Origin of the sequence: Dermabacter sp. HFH0086 (assembly GCF_000413375.1) — a bacterium.
GTDB classification, from domain to species: domain Bacteria; phylum Actinomycetota; class Actinomycetes; order Actinomycetales; family Dermabacteraceae; genus Dermabacter; species Dermabacter hominis.
The window spans coordinates 2,130,517-2,150,052 of the sequence record NZ_KE340308.1; the positions used below are offsets into that span (position 1 = coordinate 2,130,517).

The 19,536-nt window shown below is 63.4% G+C and carries 20 protein-coding genes; 2 read left to right on the top strand and 18 right to left on the bottom strand.

The annotated features are described in order from the left end of the window. Window positions 1–21: 21 nt before the first annotated feature. Together HMPREF1484_RS09405 and HMPREF1484_RS11020 are read right to left on the bottom strand one after the other, a co-directional pair. Window positions 22–1,056: a hypothetical protein gene (locus HMPREF1484_RS09405; RefSeq protein WP_016664805.1), complete on the bottom strand. Its 1,035-nt coding sequence runs from the start codon at window positions 1,054–1,056 to the stop codon at window positions 22–24. Then, complete coding sequence (locus HMPREF1484_RS11020; protein WP_016664806.1) at window positions 1,053–2,270, bottom strand: hypothetical protein; 1,218 nt, start codon at window positions 2,268–2,270, stop codon at window positions 1,053–1,055. The genes HMPREF1484_RS09405 and HMPREF1484_RS11020 overlap by 4 nt, the downstream gene beginning before the upstream one ends. Before the next feature lie 165 nt (window positions 2,271–2,435). Here HMPREF1484_RS11020 and nucS point away from each other — a divergent pair, with 165 nt between their 5' ends. Both nucS and HMPREF1484_RS09420 read left to right on the top strand, forming a co-directional pair. After that, window positions 2,436–3,119 (top strand): endonuclease NucS, encoded by a 684-nt coding sequence (gene nucS / locus HMPREF1484_RS09415; RefSeq protein WP_040386579.1) that lies wholly within the window; start codon window positions 2,436–2,438, stop codon window positions 3,117–3,119. Then, window positions 3,120–4,328, top strand: a complete 1,209-nt coding sequence (locus HMPREF1484_RS09420) for an N-acetylglucosamine-6-phosphate deacetylase (RefSeq protein ID WP_016664808.1) — start codon at window positions 3,120–3,122, stop codon at window positions 4,326–4,328. It begins immediately after the preceding gene. Window positions 4,329–4,455: 127 nt separating this feature from the next. Here the strand turns inward: HMPREF1484_RS09420 and HMPREF1484_RS09425 are convergent, their stop codons facing one another. From HMPREF1484_RS09425 to thrB, 16 genes are all read right to left on the bottom strand, one after another. After that, a complete protein-coding gene (locus tag HMPREF1484_RS09425) occupies window positions 4,456–4,779 on the bottom strand; it encodes a F0F1 ATP synthase subunit epsilon (RefSeq protein ID WP_070436287.1) in 324 nt (107 codons plus the stop codon). Window positions 4,780–4,784: 5 nt separating this feature from the next. After that, window positions 4,785–6,269, bottom strand: a complete 1,485-nt coding sequence (gene atpD / locus HMPREF1484_RS09430) for a F0F1 ATP synthase subunit beta (RefSeq protein WP_016664810.1) — start codon at window positions 6,267–6,269, stop codon at window positions 4,785–4,787. Window positions 6,270–6,296: 27 nt separating this feature from the next. After that, complete coding sequence (locus HMPREF1484_RS09435; protein WP_016664811.1) at window positions 6,297–7,214, bottom strand: F0F1 ATP synthase subunit gamma; 918 nt, start codon at window positions 7,212–7,214, stop codon at window positions 6,297–6,299. 44 nt (window positions 7,215–7,258) lie between these two features. After that, a complete protein-coding gene (gene atpA / locus HMPREF1484_RS09440; protein WP_016664812.1) occupies window positions 7,259–8,887 on the bottom strand; it encodes a F0F1 ATP synthase subunit alpha in 1,629 nt (542 codons plus the stop codon). Window positions 8,888–8,958: 71 nt separating this feature from the next. After that, on the bottom strand, window positions 8,959–9,771 hold the full coding sequence (locus HMPREF1484_RS09445; protein ID WP_016664813.1) for a F0F1 ATP synthase subunit delta: 813 nt from the start codon (window positions 9,769–9,771) through the stop codon (window positions 8,959–8,961). A 14-nt stretch (window positions 9,772–9,785) separates the two neighbouring features. Next, window positions 9,786–10,328, bottom strand: a complete 543-nt coding sequence (locus HMPREF1484_RS09450; RefSeq protein WP_016664814.1) for a F0F1 ATP synthase subunit B — start codon at window positions 10,326–10,328, stop codon at window positions 9,786–9,788. A gap of 12 nt (window positions 10,329–10,340) precedes the next feature. Next, window positions 10,341–10,601 (bottom strand): ATP synthase F0 subunit C, encoded by a 261-nt coding sequence (atpE, locus tag HMPREF1484_RS09455; protein ID WP_276546606.1) that lies wholly within the window; start codon window positions 10,599–10,601, stop codon window positions 10,341–10,343. Window positions 10,602–10,665: 64 nt separating this feature from the next. Continuing rightward, a complete protein-coding gene (atpB, locus tag HMPREF1484_RS09460) occupies window positions 10,666–11,472 on the bottom strand; it encodes a F0F1 ATP synthase subunit A (RefSeq protein WP_016664816.1) in 807 nt (268 codons plus the stop codon). A 185-nt stretch (window positions 11,473–11,657) separates the two neighbouring features. Further along, window positions 11,658–12,077, bottom strand: a complete 420-nt coding sequence (locus HMPREF1484_RS09465; protein ID WP_016664817.1) for a hypothetical protein — start codon at window positions 12,075–12,077, stop codon at window positions 11,658–11,660. Next, window positions 12,074–13,198, bottom strand: coding sequence for a glycosyltransferase family 4 protein (locus HMPREF1484_RS09470; protein ID WP_016664818.1), 1,125 nt, complete (start codon window positions 13,196–13,198; stop codon window positions 12,074–12,076). Before HMPREF1484_RS09470 ends, HMPREF1484_RS09465 begins: the two co-directional genes overlap by 4 nt. After that, window positions 13,195–13,938: an L-threonylcarbamoyladenylate synthase gene (locus HMPREF1484_RS09475; protein WP_016664819.1), complete on the bottom strand. Its 744-nt coding sequence runs from the start codon at window positions 13,936–13,938 to the stop codon at window positions 13,195–13,197. The genes HMPREF1484_RS09470 and HMPREF1484_RS09475 overlap by 4 nt, the downstream gene beginning before the upstream one ends. After that, the gene (prmC, locus tag HMPREF1484_RS09480; RefSeq protein ID WP_016664820.1) at window positions 13,935–14,882 is read right to left on the bottom strand and encodes a peptide chain release factor N(5)-glutamine methyltransferase; all 948 of its coding nucleotides are present in this window, start codon (window positions 14,880–14,882) and stop codon (window positions 13,935–13,937) included. Before prmC ends, HMPREF1484_RS09475 begins: the two co-directional genes overlap by 4 nt. Before the next feature lie 6 nt (window positions 14,883–14,888). Then, window positions 14,889–15,986, bottom strand: coding sequence for a peptide chain release factor 1 (gene prfA / locus HMPREF1484_RS09485; RefSeq protein ID WP_016664821.1), 1,098 nt, complete (start codon window positions 15,984–15,986; stop codon window positions 14,889–14,891). Between the two features lie 104 nt (window positions 15,987–16,090). Beyond that, a complete protein-coding gene (gene rpmE / locus HMPREF1484_RS09490; protein ID WP_016664822.1) occupies window positions 16,091–16,303 on the bottom strand; it encodes a 50S ribosomal protein L31 in 213 nt (70 codons plus the stop codon). A 147-nt stretch (window positions 16,304–16,450) separates the two neighbouring features. Further along, complete coding sequence (gene rho, locus HMPREF1484_RS09495) at window positions 16,451–18,307, bottom strand: transcription termination factor Rho (RefSeq protein WP_016664823.1); 1,857 nt, start codon at window positions 18,305–18,307, stop codon at window positions 16,451–16,453. 276 nt (window positions 18,308–18,583) lie between these two features. Further along, window positions 18,584–19,513, bottom strand: coding sequence for a homoserine kinase (thrB, locus tag HMPREF1484_RS09500; RefSeq protein WP_016664824.1), 930 nt, complete (start codon window positions 19,511–19,513; stop codon window positions 18,584–18,586). Window positions 19,514–19,536 lie beyond the last annotated feature (23 nt).

Genomic DNA, 19,536 nt, shown 5'->3' on the forward strand with positions numbered 1-19,536 from the left:
GTCGAGTCTTTCGTGGGGCGCTCAGCTGCCGGAAACCGACAGGAGCACCTTGTAGGCCCCGATTGGCTGGATCTTGGCGCCGGAGTCCGCCGCGGGAATGTGCATGAGTACGGTCGTGCCGTAGGTACGCACGAGCTCCTTCTCGAACTTCTTCGTACCCGCGAGCTTCGTGTAGAGGTTCTCCTCCGTGTAGGAGATCGATCCGGAATTCACGCTCACGCGCCGAGTCGAGGTGATGGTCCCCATGACAACGGCTCCGCCTTCGGCAGTGGCGAGGCCGAGGAACTCGCCGTCTTTGACCGCATATTCTTCGCGGACTGAGGCGACTTCATCCCAGTCCACGCCTTCGTTCATTTGCGCGCGCTCCCCTTGGATCTCGGCGTGGGCGCTCTGCTGGAACGGGTCCTCGTTAATGAGATCGTCCGGGTCGGCTTTATCGTGGCCGTCCGTGAGCACAGCCGCATACTTCGCGAGGGCTTCCTTGGGGGTCAGCACCAGTCCCTGCTGCTCGAGGTCGACCTGTGTGGTGCCGGCCTCGGCACTCGGCACGGTCGGCATCTCGATACCGGCAGCCTGGCGGGCCCAGCCCCACGAGGTGTAGTCGGAGCGAGCGTCTTTCTGCTGAAGTCCCACGAAGAAGCGTGCCTCGCCCGCGTTTGCGGCATCGTCCACGAGCGCGAGGGCATAGCGGGGAAAGCCTTCCGAAGTCGAGGCGATCGGCACGACGAGCTTGTCGCTAGGCCTTTGGAGGGCGCTTTCATGTTCGGGAACTTTGCTGATGATCGCGTAGGTTGCGCGGCGAAATTCCGCGGCACTTCCCGAAATACGCGGGGCGAGAAGATCCGCGTTTTTGCCGGCATCGGCTTTTTCGAGCGCCTTCGCGTATTGGGTGAGAATCTCCCCGAGTTTCGTCCCCGTGAGTTCCGGGGTCGGGCTCGCAAGTTTCGGCCCGGGATCGACCTTCGGCGGTTTCTTTTCGCTTCCGCACGCGGTGAGCGCACCTGCGGCAGTGAGCGCAGTCAGCCCGAGGAGGCTGCGCCGTGAAAGTCCTGTCATCGTTCCTCCTCGATTCGCGTCGCGATGGGGTCGGTCATTGTTGTCGTGGCGTCAGAACCGTCGGCGGCACGCCTGCGCCCATGCCGAGTGCTCACGCCGCTGCCACCCCTCTCGTGGTTCTCAAGTTCGAGCGCTTTGAGTCGGTCGGTCACATCGTCGGGAGTACCGCGGCGGCGCCCCTTACGCGCGACGGTGACGGGGGTGTCCACGTCGTCGTGAGCCGGGCGAGCGTTTGCGGTCTCCTGCGGCACTCCCAGTGCGGGCTCGGCTTGCTCGGCTGGCTCGGCGTCGCCAACGGGCTCTGTCGCGGTAGCCGGTTCCGTTTCGGAAACGCTCGCGGTTCCGACGGCAGCCTGCGCACGACGGGAGCCCTTACCTTCGGGGGCTTCTGTCGCCTCGTCGCTCTCGCCGCTGCCGGATTCACGGCTCGTGTTGTCGCTCTGTGCGTCGGTTCGCGCCGTCGCAGCGTCGTCGTTGACTGTCGCGTCGACCTCGGCGGAGCCAGCGTCGGACTCCCCTGCCTCCTCCTGCTGGCGGGCCTGGCGCTCACTCATCATTTCTTCAAGCACGTCGTCGTGCGTGGGTCGCGAGCGCGACGTGAGCGCGATCAGGAGCAGCACGAGGCCGATGATGAGCAGCACTGCGCCGGCAGCGTACGCATAGGGCGTCCACGCGTTCGTGGCGTTGCTCGGCCACGTGATCTCGACCTGCGTGATGGTCGAGGCATCGCCATCGTTAGCGAGGAGGATTGCGCGATACGGCTGCGGCTTCTTCGGGTCGAGCTCCGCCTTCGACCAGTCTTCGATCGTGAAGGACTCGCCCGTCTTCTTGGGCTTGATGTCGGTCCACAGATCCGAGTTCTGGATACCGGCGGTGCCCTCCTTCTTATCGGCATTTTCGGTGCCCGTCGCAAGAGTTGCCCAGTTCGATGCGCCCGTAATTGCCGTGTACTTCGAGTTTTCGAGGTAGCTCTTTACGGTGCCCTCGGGGGCGGAAATCATGTAGTAGTCACCGCTCGACGTAATCGTCACGGTGCCTTTCTTTCCACCCACATACAGCACACCAGGATTGATCACCACGGCTGCACCGGGATTCTCAAAGCTCGCGCGCGCGGTGTGGTTTTCCTTCGGCGCCCACACGGTCTGGCCGGCCCATCCAAGTGCAAGCCCCGCGAGACCCAGGAGGATGAGGACGCCCGCTAGCCACTTTCGCACGAGGACACGACCTTTCGCTCATTCGACGTCTACGACGCTGTCAAAAACAGTACTCACCCATTTTGGCGGAGTTTCCCGGCGGTGGGCTGAAGGCCACGAGATGCAGTGGGCAGGTCAACATTTCATGTAAAGAGCGCTCAAAGACCCATCGCGTAGTCTTTACCAGTGCGATTAGTTCTAGCGGAATGTTCTGTCAATTACGTCGGGCGGCTGACGGCGCACCTCGCGCGGGCCCCCCGGCTCCTCATGGTGAAAGCCGATGGAAGCGTGCTCGTGCACTCCGACGGCGGCAGCTACAAGCCCCTCAACTGGATGGCCCCTCCGTGCTCGCTCACAATCGAGGCCGCAGAGGCGGAGGATGCACTCGAAACGTGGAAGGTCACGCATAAGAAGACCGGCGACAGTCTCGAAATCACGGTATTCGAGATCATTGAGGAAATGAGCCACGACCTGGGCATCGACCCCGGGCTCGAAAAGGCCGGGGTCGAGGCGCATCTTCAAGCGCTTCTTGCCGAAAACATGGCGAGCATCGGCGAAGGTTGGAAGCTCGTGCGCCGCGAGTACCCCACCGCGATTGGGCCCGTCGACATCCTCGCGAAGAACCCCGAAGGCGGCACAGTCGCGATCGAAATCAAGCGCCGCGGTGAGATCGACGGCGTTGAGCAGCTCACCCGCTACGTCGAACTCCTCAATCGCGATCCGCTCCTCGCCCCCGTGACCGGCATGTTTGCAGCACAGGAAATCAAGCCGCAAGCACGCACCCTCGCGAAGGACCGCGGCTTCGAATGCCTCACCCTTGATTACGACGAACTGCGTGGAATCGACAACTCCGAAATGAGGCTCTTCTAAATGACGCAACGCATCGACGGCACCGCTTTTATCTCCGGCTCTTTCCTTTCCGAAGCCTCGATCCTTATCGACGGCGACACAATCACGTACGCGGGGCCCGAGAGCGCACTCCCCTCGGACCTCAAGGCCTATGAGCACGTGCGCCACGATGGCCTCATTTTCCCGGGGCTCGTGGACATCCACTGCCACGGCGGTGGCGGATTCTCCTTCCCCGATACCGAGGACCCGGCGCAAGCGGCGCCGGCGATCGCGGAGCACCGCGCCCACGGCACGACGAGCATCGTTGCCTCACTCGTGACGGCCGCGCAGGACACGCTCATGTCGAGGGTGCACGCGCTACGGTCTCTCGTCGAGGCCGGCGAACTGGCGGGAATCCACCTCGAGGGCCCTTTCATCTCCCACGCCCGCAAGGGCGCTCACGACCCCCAGTTCATCGCTGAGGGGGACGCCGCGCGCACTCTCGCGCTCCTTGAAGCGGGAGGCGGCACGATCGCGACGATGACGATCGCCCCCGAAGCGGACCTCGATGGCAACGTGTCCCGGGCCCTGATCGCGCGAGGAGCCCTCCCGAGCTACGGCCACACGGACTGCACGGGTGAACAGATGGTCACCGCAATCCAGAAGGCACACGAGGAGCTCGCAAGCGTCGGCCCCGTCGCCCGTTCCACGAAGCCAACCGCCACCCACCTGTTCAACGCGATGCGCCCCATCCATCACCGGGATGCCGGTCCTGCATTCGCCGCGATCGACCAGGCCGCCGCCGGCACGGTCGTCGCCGAGCTCATCGCCGACGGCGTCCACACCTCCGCCGACACCGTGCGGTACACGTTCGATCTCATCACCGACGGGCACATCATGCTCATCACCGACGCGATGGCCGCGACGGGGATGGCCGACGGTGACTACGTTCTCGGCTCGCTTCCCGTCACGGTCAAAGACGGCGTCGCGACCCTCACCGAAGGCGGCGCGATCGCGGGAGGCACCGCCCACCTGCTCGATGTCGTACGCTTCGCCCATTTCGAGGCAGGCGTGTCGCTCGAGCGCGCAGTTCTCGCCGCAACCGCGACCCCCGCGCATGTTCTCGGCCGCCACGACATCGGCGAGATTTGTGAAGGTGCCCGCGCTGACCTCGCGCTCGTGAGCGCCGAGGGGCTCGAGCCTGAACGGGTCATGCATGCGGGTGAGTGGTGGAGTTCCGACGCCTCCTAAGCGGCCCCGTTCCTTTCGTTCTCGCACCGCGGCATTCGACCGCGTGGAAACACGGCACAGGAAAGCGGCCCCGCCGCGCACACGGTGCGCTGGCGGGGCCGCTTTTCACGGAGAGGAGGAAAGACCCTTAGTCGGTCTCGGCCTCTCCTTCGAGCTCTGATGACGGAGTAGAGCGTGCAAGAGCCGCCTCGCGGGCCGCCTCCTCGGTGAGAACCTCGTCGGCAACGACGTTCACGACTTCCGCATCAACGGAGCAGAAACCGCCCGTGACCTGGAACTCGTGCTTCGCTCCGCCGACTTCGGTAATCACCACGGGGCCCTCGCTCAGGAGCGCAAGGTGGGGTTCCATGCCGGCCATGATGCCCATCGCGCCGTCGATGGCGAACACCGAAACGTACTCGGCTTCGCCTTCCCAGATGCTGCCCTCGGCCGACACGAAGTTGACCTTCATGGCGCTCACTTCGAGGTTTCCTTCTGGATGCGGTCCCAGTTACGAAGCACATCGTCGATACCACCGACGTTGAAGAACGCCTGCTCGGCGATGTGGTCGAACTCGCCGTCGCAGATGCCCTTGAACCCTTCGATGGTGTCGCGCAGCGGGACGTCCGAGCCGTCGACGCCGGTGAACTGCTTCGCCATGTGGGTGTTCTGCGAAAGGAACTGCTGGATGCGGCGTGCGCGCGCCACGATGACCTTGTCCTCTTCGGAAAGCTCATCGACACCGAGCATCGCGATGATGTCTTGAAGCTCCTTGTTGCGCTGGAGAATCTGCTTGACGCGAACCGCAACATCGTAGTGATCCTGCCCGATGTAGCGCGGGTCGAGGATGCGCGAGGTCGAGGCGAGCGGATCAATCGCGGGGTACAGACCACGCGAGGCGATCTCACGGCTCAGCTCGGTCGTTGCGTCAAGGTGCGCGAAGGTCGTGGCCGGAGCCGGGTCGGTGTAGTCGTCAGCGGGAACGTAAATCGCCTGCATCGACGTAATCGAGTGGCCGCGGGTCGAGGTAATGCGCTCCTGGAGCACACCCATCTCGTCCGCGAGGTTCGGCTGGTAACCCACTGCCGACGGCATACGGCCGAGCAGCGTCGACACCTCAGAGCCCGCCTGCGTGAAGCGGAAGATGTTGTCGATGAACAGGAGCACGTCCTGGTTCTGGACGTCACGGAAGTACTCCGCCATCGTCAGCGCCGAAAGCGCCACGCGAAGACGCGTGCCCGGCGGCTCGTCCATCTGGCCGAACACAAGAGCGGTCTTCTCGATCACGCCCGATTCGGTCATTTCTTCGATGAGGTCCCAACCTTCACGGGTACGTTCACCAACACCCGCGAACACCGAGACACCGTCGTGGTTGTTCGCCACGCGGTAAATCATTTCCTGGATGAGAACGGTCTTGCCCACGCCGGCGCCGCCGAACAGACCAATCTTGCCGCCCTGCACGTAGGGCGTCAGCAGGTCGATCGACTTGATGCCGGTCTCGAACATCTGGGTCTTCGACTCGAGCTGATCGAAGTTCGGGGCCTTGCGGTGAATGGGCCAGCGTTCGTTGATCTCGAACTTCTCGCCCTCTTCTCCGTTGAGCACGTTGCCGACAACGTCGAACACGCGCCCGAGGGTGAAGTCGCCAACGGGGACGGAGATTGGCGCGCCCGTGTCGCGCACGGCCTGGCCGCGCACGAGGCCGTCGGTCGGCTTGAGGGCGATTCCTCGCACCATGCCGTCGCCGAGGTGCTGGGCAACCTCAAGCGTGAGGGTCTGGGTGGCTGAGCCACCGTCCTCGTCGCCAGTGGGCAGCTCGATCTCGGTGACGAGCGCGTTGTACATGTCGGGGATCTGGCCCGCGGGGAATTCGACGTCGACAACGGCGCCGGTCACGCGAGCGACACGACCGATGGCGGCGCTAGCCTCGGTCTGAGCCGGGGCGTTTTCGGTGATGGTCATTCTTCTACTCCAAATGTGCTTTCTCGCTCAGCGTTCTTTCCTGCCGGAGGCATTGAGGGCGTCCGCTCCGCCCACGATCTCCGTAATTTCTTGCGTGATCTCGGCCTGGCGAGCGGAGTTCGCAAGGCGAGTGAACTTCTGAATCTGCGTTTCCGCATTGTCGGTCGCGGTCTTCATCGCCTTCTGCCTGCTCGCGTGCTCCGACGCGATTGACTGCAGAAGGATATTGATGATGCGCGATTCAACGTACCGCGGCACGAGCTGCTCGAACACCTCATCGGCGCTCGGCGTGTACTCATACAGCGGGTACTGGCGGGTCAACCGGCTCTCGGCACCGTCGGCACTCAGCTGGAGCGGGACGAGGCGCACGACGTTCACATCCTGGCGGAAACGATTCGTGAACCGGTGCCCCACGACATACAGCTCATCGAGGTGCTCCTCGACCTCTTCCGCAAGGAGTGCCTCGCGAAAGAGCGCCGAGATTTCACGACCGAGCTTCGGAAGGTCTTCCTCTTTGACACCAATCCACGACTTTTCAGCGGGACGGTTGCGGAAGCGGTAGTACGAGTCGCCCTTGCGGCCAACGACGTACAGGACCGGCTGCTTGCCCTCTTCGCGCAGCTTATTCGTGAGGTGTTCGGCCTCGCGAATCGCGCTTGGCGAGTAGGAACCGGCCATGCCGCGATCCGAGGTAATGAGGAGAACACCGACGCGGTTGGAGAACGAGCGATCCGCTTCAAGGAACGGGTGGTTCGTCTCCTCCGCGTGCTGAACGACCGAGGCAATCGCGTCCGTAATCGCTTTCGCGTACGGGGTCGTGGCCTGCACGCGTGCGTGTGCCTTCGAGATTCGGGCAGCCGCGATCATTTCCTGGGCCTGGAAGATTTTCTTCATGCCCTTCGCGGAGCCGATCCGCTTCTTGTATTCCCTTTGCTGGGCTCCCATATCTCTCCCTCGTGACTAACGTTCTATTTCTCGAACATCCGCCACTACTTGGAGGACTTCAGGATCGACTCTTGCTCGATGTCCTCGTCTTCGATCACGCCGGTGTTGTCGTACACGGCATCCTTCTGCTTTGCAGCGAAGTAGTCGCGCTTGACGTTCTCGATCACGGTCTCGAGTTCCGCTTCGGTCTCCGGGGAGAACTTCTTGGTCTCGCGGATCGTTTCGAGGATCGTGCCGTTGTGGCGCAGGAACTCGTGCAGGCGCTCTTCGAACTCGAGGATCTCGTCAACTTCGATGTCGTCGAGCTTGCCGCGCGTGCCGGCCCAGATCGACACAACCTGCTCCTCCATGGGCATGGGGTTGGCCTGGCCCTGCTTGAGGAGCTCGGTCAGGCGAGCACCGCGCGCAAGCTGCTGCTTCGAAGCGGCATCGAGGTCCGAAGCGAACATCGCGAACGCCTCGAGGTCGCGGTACTGCGCGAGCGAGATCTTGAGGGTACCGGAGACGCCCTTCATGGCCTTGGTCTGAGCCGAGCCGCCGACGCGCGACACTGAGATGCCGACGTCCACGGCGGGGCGCTGGTTCGCGTTGAACAGGTCCGACTGGAGGAAGCACTGGCCGTCGGTGATCGAAATGACGTTGGTCGGAATGTAGGCCGAGACGTCGTTTGCCTTCGTTTCGATGATCGGGAGACCGGTCATCGAGCCACCGCCCATGTCGTCCGAGAGCTTTGCGCAGCGCTCGAGCAGACGTGAGTGGAGGAAGAAGACGTCGCCCGGGTATGCCTCGCGGCCCGGCGGACGGCGAAGAAGAAGCGACACGGCGCGGTAGGCCTCAGCCTGCTTTGACAGGTCGTCGAACACGATGAGGACGTGCTTGCCTTCATACATCCAGTGCTGGCCGATCGCCGAGCCCGCGTAGGGCGCGATGTACTTGAAGCCGGCTGGATCCGAAGCCGGGGCCGCAACGATGGTCGTGTATTCGAGCGCGCCGTTTTCCTCGAGGGTCGCACGCACTGAAGCGATCGTCGAGCCCTTCTGGCCGACGGCGACGTAGATGCAGCGCACCTGCTGTTCGGGGTCGCCCGATTCCCAGTTAGCCTTCTGATTGAGGATCGTATCGACCGCGATCGTGGTCTTACCGGTCTGGCGGTCGCCGATGATGAGCTGACGCTGGCCTCGACCGATCGGGGTCATCGAGTCAATGGCCTTGATGCCGGTCTGGAGAGGCTCCTTCACGCTCTTGCGCTGCATAACGCTGGGGGCCTGAAGTTCGAGGGCGCGGCGGCCGGTCGTCGCGATCTCGCCAAGGCCGTCGATCGGGCGGCCCATCGGGTCAACGACGCGGCCGAGGTAGCCGTCGCCAACGGGAACCGAAAGGACCTCCCCGGTGCGGCGCACCTCCTGCCCTTCCTCGATGCCGGTGAATTCACCGAGCACAACGACGCCGACCTCGCGAAGTTCGAGGTTAAGAGCGAGGCCAAGCGTGCCGTCCTCGAAGCGCACGAGTTCGTTTGCCATGAGGTTCGGCAGGCCCGAGACGCGTGCAATGCCGTCTGCTGATTCGGTGACGCGGCCGATTTCTTCGCGACCTGCGTTCTGGGGCTGGTAATTCGACACCGCAGTGTCGAGAGCGTCCCGGATGTCTTCGGGACGAATGGTGAGCTCGGCCATCGCGCTCCGCTTCCTTCTTGGTCATTCCCGGTGGTACCGGGAGGGGTGATACGTGTTCTCGTTGGTGATTCTTAGGCGGAAATGCGTTCGCGAGCATCGCGAACACGGCCGAAGATCGTGGCGTCGTAGAGGTCGTCGCCGATGGTGATGCGGAGGCCGCCAATCACGCTCGGGTCGATCTCGTAATTCAGGCTCAGCTCGCCGCCGTAACGGGCGGAGAGGATGCGCGTGAGGCGTTCCTGCTGCTCGGGGCTCAACGCGATCGCGCTCGTGACGACGCCGGAGCGGCGGTCGCGTTCGGCGCTCGCGAAGTTCGCGAACTCGAGCAGACGGGCGGGAACCTTGGCTTCGGGCTCGAAGCTCACCGCTTGCGCGGCGAGTGAGACGGTCGCCTTATCCACCTTGCCGCCCAGAAGACGTTCGGTGATCCCTACGCGCGCCGGAACGTCGTCGCGCTTAGAGTCGAATGCTTCGGACAGCTCAGGGGTGTCCTCGACGAGGCGCGCAACCTGAAAAAGTTCTTCTTCAACGGTGTGCGCCGTGCCGCGCCCTCGAGCTTCATCGAGAACGAGCGAAACACCCGCGAACTCGATGCCCTCGAGGAGGTGGTTTTGCTCGGACCACGTGCACCGCGAGGCCTCAAGAAGAACCTCGAGAGCGGCCTCGCTCACGCGGCCGCCAAAGAGGCGCCGCACGACATCGGCCTTGAGGTCCTCATCGCGACCGGGGTCGCTCAAGAGGCGCACGAGCTGGTTGCTCGAGTCAATGACGCGCACGGCTTCGAAGAGCTCGCTCGCGATCTCGGTGCTAGGGGTGTTCGCCGAGGTGGACTCCGCTGCGCGCCGTAGCACGCTCTGGAGCGACTTGGCGGAAACTCCGCGCATGTGCTGTGCCTTCCTTACTTCGCCGCCGTCGACGATTCGAGCTCGTCGAGGAACCGATCGATCACGCGGCGCGAACGCTCATCATCGGTGAGCGATTCGCCAACGATCTTCGAGGCGAGGGTACTCGCGAGCGAGCCAACCTCACCGCGAAGCTCGGCGCTTGCCTGCGCCTGTTCAGCTTCGATCTGCTGCTTGCCGAGCCCGATCATGCGTTCGGTCTCGAGGCTTGCGCGCGTACGTGCCTCTTCGATGATGCGAGTGCCCTCTTCGCGGGCCTTCTCGCGCATCTCTGCGGCTTCACGGCGTGCAGCAGCGAGTTCGCTTTCCTGCATTGCCTTGAGACGATCGGCCTCGTACTGGGCCTCCTCCGCCTTACGGATTCCTCCCTCGATCTTCGCTGCTCGCTCGTCGAGAACCCCGTTCATCTTCGGGAGCACGAACTTCATGAATACGAAGGCAAAGATGAGGATGAAGACGGCGCTCCAAATAATTTCGGGAACCTCGGGGATCAGCAAGGCGTACTTGCTGACCTTTCCTTCTCCACTTGCCAGATACATTCGGAATTAACCTCAGGAGAAGAGGAGGCCGGTCACAACCGCGAGGAGCGCGATGATCTCGACGAACGCCATGGCGATAAGCATCGTGGTCTGAAGCGAACCGCGGATCTCGGGCTGGCGCGCCATCGACTCGACGGTCTTAGCACCGATCAGGCCGAGGCCGAGGGCCGGGCCGAAAGCGGCGATGCCGTAGCTGAGCGAGGAGAGGTTGCCGTTGATTTCAGCGAGGATGGTGGTGCCCACGAGGGTATTCCTTTCAGTTTTCTGCCGCATTGCCGGGCAGGGTTTCGGTTGTGAGCCGAAGCTCGGGGTGGAAAATCGGAAAAATTTAGACGCCTTAGTGGCTTTCGCTCGTCGCCATGTTGATGTACACGGCTGACAGCGTAGTGAAGATAAAGGCCTGCAGAAGGGCAACGAAGATTTCGAAGCCGAAAATGCCGAGTGCGAAAGCCCCCGCGAAAGGGGTCGCGGCAATGAGCCACGTCCCTGAGAACAAGATCGCTTGCGTGAGGGAGATGAACACGACGAGCATCATGTGGCCCGCGACCATGTTGGCGAGAAGACGCACGGTGAGCGAGAACCAGCGCACGACGGCGAGCTGGAGGAACTCGATCGGGGCGAGCAGGATATACACGGGCTTCGGCACGCCCGGGGGCATCGTTTCGTGCTTGAAGTAGCCGAGGAAGCCGTGCTGCTTCATGCCGCAGTACACGTAGGTGCCGAAGGTCCACATCGCGAGGAGGAACGGCATGCCGATCACGGAGGTGCCCGCGAGGTTGAGACCCGGGGTCACGCCGGCAAGGTTCATCGCGAGAATGAGGAAGAAGAGCGTGTAGAGCATGGGAGCGAAGCGGCGCCCCTTTGCCTTACCGAGCACGGGCTCGATCGCATTGTCGCGAATGAAGCCCATGAAGAGCTCGAAGATGCTTTGGATGCGCCCCGGCACAACCTTGGCGCGTGAGGCGATCGCGTACGTGATCGCGAGGCATCCCACGACCACGATGAGGCGAATGAGCTGCACGCGGTTGAACTCAAACGGGGTGCCCGCAAAGAGAATCGCATCGGGGAAAAAGTCGGCGAGGGAAGGGGTGTGAAAATCCAGCCCACCTTCAGCGACAAGGCGCGAAGTTTCGCTAGGAATCAACTGCTCTTACTCCAGAGTTGTCGGCGTGCGTTTCGCGCGCCACGGGCATGGGACGATCTGTTCGAGGCGGCTTGGGCGCCGTGCACGTGCATTCAGCACCTGTGCAGGCTGCACCGCTATTCGCTCAGCATTCTGAATCAATATAACAGAGGACGAGACGGACTTTTGACTCAGTTCGGTGCCTCTTACACCTCAATTTTCGGGCGTGTTCGCGCAAGCAGCGCTCCTTCGACCGCAATCGGGGCGACGGCGCCGAAGAGAAGCGCAATTCCCACCCACGGCATTGAGAGCCATGTCTCCCCTTTGAGCAGGATGAGGCACAGGATGAGAGCAAGCATTTTGCCTCCCCACGTGCACGCAACCGTTCCGAGCATGATGAGCGGGCTCTGGGCGATACCCCAGTACGCGACGATGAGCGCTGGCAGCGTCACCACTAGAGAGAGAAGAGCACCGACGATCGCGCCGTTGCGGGCGAGCGGATCGAAGCCGATCCAGGCAACGAGCACAACGACGGCAGCGATGACGGCCCCCACGATCACCGCGCTCACGATCGCTTTTTGCACCAGTGCGTTGTTGTACGCGCGGTTCTTCTCTGCGGTGCTCATGCGGTTTTCTCCACGTCCTGGTTACGGCGAGCACGATGGAGTGCTCGCAGGGGGTCAAGCGTCACGACTATAGCGACGACGAGCGAGCCGATCCAAATAAACGAGGCTGTCTTCGCTTCGAAAAACACGGGCGCGAGCAGGCACAGCGACACGAGTGCCGTCCACGTGTACATGATGAGTACAGCGCCGAGTTTCGAGTGCCCCAGGTTCAAAAGGCGGTGGTGCAGGTGCCGACGGTCGGCATGAAACGGCGATTTCCCACTTCCCACGCGCCGGACAACCGCGAGCACCATATCGAGGGCTGGAAGGATCATCACACCCACGGGCATGAGGATCGGGAGAAGCTGGCCAAAGGCATCGGAGGGGGCGAGGCGAGCTGGATCGACCTGGCCCGTGACGGCGATGGTTGCCGAGACCAACAAGAGACCGAGAAAGAGGGCTCCCGAATCCCCCATGAAGATGCGTGCTTTGGAAAAGTTGTGAGGCAGGAACCCAAGGCACGCCCCGATCATGACCGCAGTGATGAGAGCCGCCATCGAGGAGTAGTCGGTGGAGGAAACGTCTCGCGTGAGGAGGTAGGCGTAAATGAAGAAGGCCACTCCGCCGATCGCCATGACTCCGGAGGCGAGGCCGTCGAGCCCATCGATGAAGTTCACGGCGTTCATCGCTGCCACAATCACAATGACGGTCAAGATGAGCGATGAGCGAGCGGAAATGAGCGTGAGGCCACCGATCGGGAGGGTCCTGAGTTGCACTCCTTGCGAGGCAACGAAGAGCGCGATGAGCACTTGACCGGCGAGCTTCGTCAGCCAATCGAGGTCGAATTTGTCGTCGAGGCCGCCAAGCAGGCATATGAGCCCACCCGCGATGAGGATCGACCACACCTTGAACGAGCCCCGAAAGATCGGTTCGAGGAAGGGCACGTTCGAGGCAAGAAGCATCGCGACCGCGACCCCCGCGAACATCGCTACTCCACCGAGACGCGGTGTCACGTCCCTGTGCACATCGCGTTCACGAACGGCGGTCATTGCACCGATGCGCCGTGCAACGACGCGCGCCGCGGGCGTCACGAGATAGGTGACGGCCGCTGCGATGAGCAGGAGAAAGAGGTAAACCCTCAAGCGTCAGCCTTATCCTCGCCGGCAGGTGACTGTTCTTGGGGTGCCTCGGCCCCCTCGCCTTCTCGTTCGTCTTCGGGTCTTACGGGCTTTTCGGGGGTGAAAATCTCGCCGAACTTCGCGACGATCTCCTCTTCGCTCAGTGCGCCGCGACGGAGGATTTCGGGCGGATTCACGGTCGCGTCGATGATCGTGGAGGACTCGCCGATGCGACTCTTGCCGCCATCGACGTACACCTCAACCGCGTCGCCGAGTTGCACGGCCGCATCCATGACGCTCTTGGCGGCATCGCCGCCGTGCTTGTTCGCGCTCGAAACGGCGAGCGGTCCCGTTTTCTTGAGCAGTGCAATTGCGGCCTCGTGATCGGGCATCCGCAACGCGACGGTGCCTTTGGTGTTGCCGAGGTCCCAGTGCAAAGACGGCTGGGCTTTAACGATCACCGTGAGCGCGCCGGGCCAGTATTCCTCGACGAGGTCTTCGATGATCGGCGGAATATCGAACCCGAGCGCGTGCATGACATTCGGGTCGCCGATGAGTACGGGCGGCGGGAATTCGCGGCCTCGCCCCTTCGCGTCGAGGAGCGCCTGTACGGCGTCTTCATTAAAGGCGTCGGCGCCGATGCCGTACACGGTGTCGGTCGGCAAAACGATCAGTTTGCCATCCTTGACCGCGGTGGCAGCAGCCTCAAGGGCTTCGTCACGCGTGGATTCGTCGGTGTAGTCGTATACGCTCACGTGCGTCATTCTCTCACTTGTTGTGCTGCGCGCGCCACGAGGAAGCGGTCGCGTCCCGTGAGGTCGCGCGTGGTCTCAATCGTGTCAAAACTCTGTGTCTCTGCGGCGAGGGCCCGCGTCGGCGCTCCCTGGCTTTCGTCGTGCTCCATGATGAGCAGGCCTCGTGGCCGCAGCACGCGCGCGGCAAGGTTGATCACGGCGCGAGGAACGTCGAGGCCGCTCTCCCCTCCCCCGAACAATGCTTCGTGCGGGTCGTACTCGCGCACCTCGGCCTCGGCGGGAATCGCGCGCGCGGGAATATAGGGCGGGTTCGCGAGGATGAGGTCGAGCGGACGCTCAGGAATGTGCGTGTCGATGAAACCGTCGAGCCCAGTGAGACCGGTGGGCAGTTCGGCCTGAAAGACGCGGAAGCGCCCCAGCCCGGCTGCTGCGCAGTTGCGCTGCGCAAGTTCCACGGCACGCGGGTTCACGTCGAACGCGCTCACGCGGGCGGCGGGGAATTCGTCAAGGAGCGCTGCGGCGAGGGTCCCACTTCCGGTGCAGGCATCGAGGGCGTGCAGTGGGTCCGACGCTTGCCGGCCTTCCTCGCGCACCCAGTCGTGGGCGATGTCGAGTGCCGTTTCGGTCTCGGGCCGCGGGATGAACACGCCGCGGGCGGTCTCGAGTGTGAGATGCCGAAAGGGGGCTTGTCCGAGGATCAGCTGAAGGGGCTCGCGCTTTTCGCGTCGCGCGAGGATCGCCTCGACGTCCGCCTCGAAAGTCTCGGGGAGCTGGTCGAGGAGCACGAGGGAAGTCTCGGCCTGCGCTGCATGGAGAACGATGAGCCGCGCTTCGGCTTCGGCTGAAGCGATGCCGGCCGCGTGAAGCCGCGCGCGTGCTCCTCGGCGTGCGAGCGCCACTCGCTGCGAAACGCTCAGGCCGTTGTGTGCAGCGGGGGCACGGTGTTCGTTCACGTGCTCTTACTCGTTCGAACCCGCGGCGGCGAGCATCGCTTCACGGTCGGCATCCATGAGCGATTTTACGACCGGATCGAGTTCGCCGTTGAGCACCTGATCGAGGTTATTCGCCTTGTACCCGGTGCGGTGATCGGCGATGCGATTTTCGGGGAAGTTGTAGGTCCGGATGCGCTCGGAGCGATCCACGGTGCGCACCTGGGAGCGGCGCGTCGCCGAGGCTTCCGCTTCCTGCTCAGCGTGTACGGCATCGAGCAGGCGCGAGCGGAGGATGCGCATCGCCTGCTCCTTGTTTTGGAGCTGGCTCTTTTCGTTCTGACAGCTCACGACGAGTCCCGTAGGCAGGTGCGTAATGCGAACGGCCGAGTCGGTCGTGTTCACACTCTGGCCACCGGGGCCGGAGGAACGATAGACGTCGATGCGAAGATTGTTCGGGTGTAGCTGTTCGGCGAGGAACTCGTCTTCATCTGCCTCATCGGCTTCGGGGACGACGAGGACACCGACGGCCGAGGTGTGAATGCGCCCCTGCGACTCGGTCACGGGCACGCGCTGCACACGGTGCACACCGCCTTCGTACTTGAGGTGAGCCCACACGCCTTCCGCAGGGCCGACGTTGCCTCGCGTGCGGATCGACATCGCGAGGTCTTTGTAGCCACCGAGATCCGATTCGGTCTCCGTGATGATTTCGGTGCTCCAGCCATTCTTCGTCGCGTACGCCTCGTACATGCGCACGAGATCCGCGGCAAAGAGCGCGGACTCATCGCCACCCGCACCGGCCTTGACCTCGAGGATCACGTCACGAGCATCGTTGGGATCGCGCGGGGCAAGCAGCTCTTCGAGCTTCGCCGTGAGATCCTCACGCGTGCGTTCGAGAGCGTCAGCTTCCTCCGCCATCGAGGGGTCCTCTTCGGCGAATTCGAGAGCGGTTTCGAGATCCTCGCCTGCCGTGAGCCATTCGCGGTACGTGCTGACCACGGGCCCGAGTTCGGCGTAGCGGCGCCCCACTCGCTTAGCCTTGTTGTGGTCATTATGGAGGGACGGGTCGGCCATTTGCTGCTCGAGGGCCGAGTATTCGTCAACGAGCGAGGACACGTTCTCAAACATGAGGGTCTTTCTTGGCGTGGTGGGGCGGGCGTGGATGTTTTACGTACGCGAAAGCGGCGCCGGCATCCCACATGGAGGCGGGGTGCCGACGCCGCTTTGAAAAGCTACTTCTTGCGCTTGCCGTAGCGCGCTTCGAAGCGGGCCACGCGGCCACCGGTGTCAAGAATCTTCTGCTTACCGGTGTAGAACGGGTGGCAAGCCGAGCACACTTCGGAGTTGATCTTTCCGTCGGCTTTCGTGCTGCGCGTCACGAACGTGTTGCCACAGGTGCAGGTCACCGTGGTCTCCACGTATTCGGGGTGAATCCCCTTCTTCATGTGATGTCTCCTTTTCGATCATGGCCGCTGGGTCGGCGCCGAGGTGCGGGCCGTGAACCAGAACCGTCGTTTAGTTTCCCACGAATGGGCGTGCGAGCTCCAGTGCGCTGCCTGTAACTCTGCTTACAGACCCTGCTCGGAGCGGCGCTATTCGCTCTGGCGAGGAACGCTCGGGGTCGTCTTCGAAACGGCGAGAAGGAATTCGCTGTTCGACTGCGACTTCTTGAGGCGCTCGAGAAGAAGTTCAATCGCCTGCTGCTGTTCGAGCTGGCCGAGCACGCGGCGAAGCTTCCACATGATGGCGAGCTCCTCGTTACCCATGAGCTCTTCTTCGCGACGCGTTCCCGAGGCATTGACGTCAACGGCCGGGAAGATGCGGCGCTCAGCGAGCTTGCGGTCGAGCTTGAGCTCCCAGTTGCCGGTGCCCTTGAACTCTTCGAAGATCACTTCGTCCATCTTCGATCCCGTGTCCACGAGGGCTGTGGCGAGGATCGTGAGCGAGCCGCCATTTTCGACGTTGCGAGCCGCGCCAAAGAAACGCTTAGGCGGGTAAAGCGCCGAGGAATCGACACCACCGGAAAGGATCCGGCCCGAGGCGGGCGCCGCAAGGTTGTAGGCACGGCCGAGGCGCGTGATCGAGTCAAGGAGCACGACGACGTCGCGCCCCATTTCCACGAGGCGCTTCGCGCGCTCAATCGCGAGCTCGGCGACGGTCGTGTGGTCGTCGGCGGGGCGATCGAAGGTCGAGGCGATGACCTCGCCCTTGACCGTGCGCTGCATGTCGGTGACTTCCTCGGGGCGCTCGTCCACGAGAACAACCATGAGGTGAACCTCGGGGTTGTTCTGCGTGATCGCATCGGCGACCTGCTGGAGGATGATGGTCTTACCCGCCTTCGGAGGCGCGACGATGAGGCCACGCTGGCCCTTGCCAACGGGGGCAACAAGGTCAATGATGCGCGGCGTGAAATTCGTGGCCTTGTTCTCGAGACGAAGGCACGTATCGGGGTACAGCGGCGTGAGCTTGTTGAACTCGACGCGCGCCTTAGCCTTCTCGGGAGTCATTCCGTTGACGGTGTCGACGCTTACGAGCGCCGCAAACTTCGAGTGGCGGTTGTTGTTGCGCCCGCGCCCGCGGCCTCCACCACCGTGGTGGAAATCCTGCTGGCGCTGCTGTTCCTCGCCGTCCTTCGGCGCCTTGACCTGGCCGACGATCGCATCGCCCTTGCGCAGGCCGTACTTGCGCACCTGGTTCATCGACACGTAGATGTCGCTCGGGCCGGGCAGGTAGCCGGTCGTGCGCACAAACGCGTAGTTGTCGCGAATGTCGAGAATGCCCGCGACCTTGACGAGGACGTCGTCTTCGTGGATCTGCGGCTCGCCGTTATTGTCGTTGTCGCGACGGTTGCGGTTGCGGTTGCGGTCTCGTCCGCGCGAGCGGCGGCTACGGCGATCGTTGTTGTTGTCGTCGCTGTCGTTGCCGGAGCGGTTGTTGCGACCGTCGCGGCGGCCTTCGCCATCGCGGTTCTTCTGGTCGCCCTGCTTGGTATCGCGGCCTTTATCGTTGCCGCGCTCGCGGCGGTCAGGGCGCTCCCCCTTGCGGCGATCGCGCGTGGTTTCTGAATCGGGAAGCTCGATGTCTTCGACCCGACGCGGGCGCTCGCCGCGGCGACGCTCTGCGCGTTCGTTGCTATCACCGGTGGATTCGGTGTTGCGCTCCTGTGCATCGCCGCGCTCCTGATCCTCGCTGCGATTGCGGGAGCGCGAAGGCTTCTGTGCCGTCTCAGCGCTCTGAGGAGCGGGAGCCGCGGGCGCGTCGTCGGAGGGGCTCGTCTTTTCGGTACGCGCGGCGGGGGCCGACGGTGCCTTGCCCGTACGGATTGCCTCGATCAGCTCGCCTTTGCGGAGCTTGCGCACGCCGCGGATGCCCATGGAAGTCGCGATGGCCTGAAGCTCAGGGAGCCTCTTTGCCGAAAGCTCGGCGGCGTCAGTGTAGTTGTCGTTCACCCGGGGTCCTTTCTGAGGTGTGTGTCCCGTGGTTGTACTCAGTTTCGTGAGATGACCGTGCTTTTTCGGGGAAAAACGCGCACTCGGGCACTGGGGCGGGAGGCTCGTGTGCTTCACGCCGAAATAGGGGCACCGGTCGGTGTGAGGAATGCTCGACCATCATGAGATGGTTCTCTTCTGCGAGCGCCTACCGCCGAGGGAAGGATTGTGGCTTTGCGCGGGGCGGTTTGCCAGCCTTCAACGGGGGCGGGGCCACGTTCGCGTGGCCGAGCACCCTCACGATAACACAGTGTGGATGCCCTCTCGTGCAAGCGGCACGCGCGCGAGGCGCCAGTCGTCGGGCTCTTCGACGACTTCGCGGACGATGCGCGCGATGTCGTCCGGTGCGTCGATAGGGATCAGCACCGTCGGCCCCGCCCCCGAAATCACGGCGGGAACGCCCTGCGAGCGCAGCACGTGGACGAGGCCCACGCTCTGGGGCATATGGGCGCTGCGTTCATCCTGATGGAGGCGGTCTGCCGTAGCCGCGAACAGGCGTGAGGGGTCTTCCGCAAGAGCGTGCACGAGAAGAGCGGCACGGGCGATGTTGTGGGTCGCGTCCCGGCGGCGCACCTCGGGGCTCAGTATCGCGCGAGCCGTGGTCGTCGAAAGCGTGCGGTTCGGGCACATGATGAGGGGGCGCAGAACGGGTCGACCGTCGGCAGCATTGGCGACGCGCACGCGCACGGTGTGGGGATTTTCGCCATCCATATAGCTAAGGCACACGCCGCCGTGGATAACGGCGGCGACACTATCGGGATGCCCCTCGATCGATGTTGCGATCTCGAGCATTGCGCGTTCGTCGAGCGCATTCGGTTCCTGAATTATGGCTCTCGCGAGGGCAATGCCGCCCACGATCGCCGCGGCGCTCGAGCCGAGCCCTGCGCCCTGGGGAATGACATTCGTGCACGTAAGCCGCACGCCGATCTGGGGCGCGCCGACCCATTCGAGGCTTTCGCGCAGCGTGCGCACGATGAGATTGGTATCGTCGGTGGGCAGCTCACCGGCTCCCTCGCCGCGAATGGTGACCTCGGTTTCCCCGGTGGTGACCTCAAGCGTGTAACGGTCACGAAGCTCGAGGGCGAGGGCGAGGCTGTCGAAGCCCGGGCCGAGGTTGGCGCTCGTCGCGCACGGCTGTACCGTGACGCGTTCTCTCGCGATTCTCACACTTCCCTCTCTTGCGCGCGGTG

Coding starts and splice junctions, on each gene's coding strand:
- HMPREF1484_RS09405 (WP_016664805.1), bottom strand. CDS start 1,056: ATGACAGGACTTTCACGGCGCAGCCTCCTCGGGCTGACTGCGCTCACT.
- HMPREF1484_RS09420 (WP_016664808.1), top strand. CDS start 3,120: ATGACGCAACGCATCGACGGCACCGCTTTTATCTCCGGCTCTTTCCTT.
- HMPREF1484_RS09425 (WP_070436287.1), bottom strand. CDS start 4,779: ATGAAGGTCAACTTCGTGTCGGCCGAGGGCAGCATCTGGGAAGGCGAA.
- atpD (WP_016664810.1), bottom strand. CDS start 6,269: ATGACCATCACCGAAAACGCCCCGGCTCAGACCGAGGCTAGCGCCGCC.
- HMPREF1484_RS09435 (WP_016664811.1), bottom strand. CDS start 7,214: ATGGGAGCCCAGCAAAGGGAATACAAGAAGCGGATCGGCTCCGCGAAG.
- atpA (WP_016664812.1), bottom strand. CDS start 8,887: ATGGCCGAGCTCACCATTCGTCCCGAAGACATCCGGGACGCTCTCGAC.
- HMPREF1484_RS09445 (WP_016664813.1), bottom strand. CDS start 9,771: ATGCGCGGAGTTTCCGCCAAGTCGCTCCAGAGCGTGCTACGGCGCGCA.
- HMPREF1484_RS09450 (WP_016664814.1), bottom strand. CDS start 10,328: ATGTATCTGGCAAGTGGAGAAGGAAAGGTCAGCAAGTACGCCTTGCTG.
- atpE (WP_276546606.1), bottom strand. CDS start 10,601: ATGCGGCAGAAAACTGAAAGGAATACCCTCGTGGGCACCACCATCCTC.
- HMPREF1484_RS09465 (WP_016664817.1), bottom strand. CDS start 12,077: ATGAGCACCGCAGAGAAGAACCGCGCGTACAACAACGCACTGGTGCAA.
- HMPREF1484_RS09475 (WP_016664819.1), bottom strand. CDS start 13,938: ATGACGCACGTGAGCGTATACGACTACACCGACGAATCCACGCGTGAC.
- prfA (WP_016664821.1), bottom strand. CDS start 15,986: ATGTTTGAGAACGTGTCCTCGCTCGTTGACGAATACTCGGCCCTCGAG.
- rpmE (WP_016664822.1), bottom strand. CDS start 16,303: ATGAAGAAGGGGATTCACCCCGAATACGTGGAGACCACGGTGACCTGC.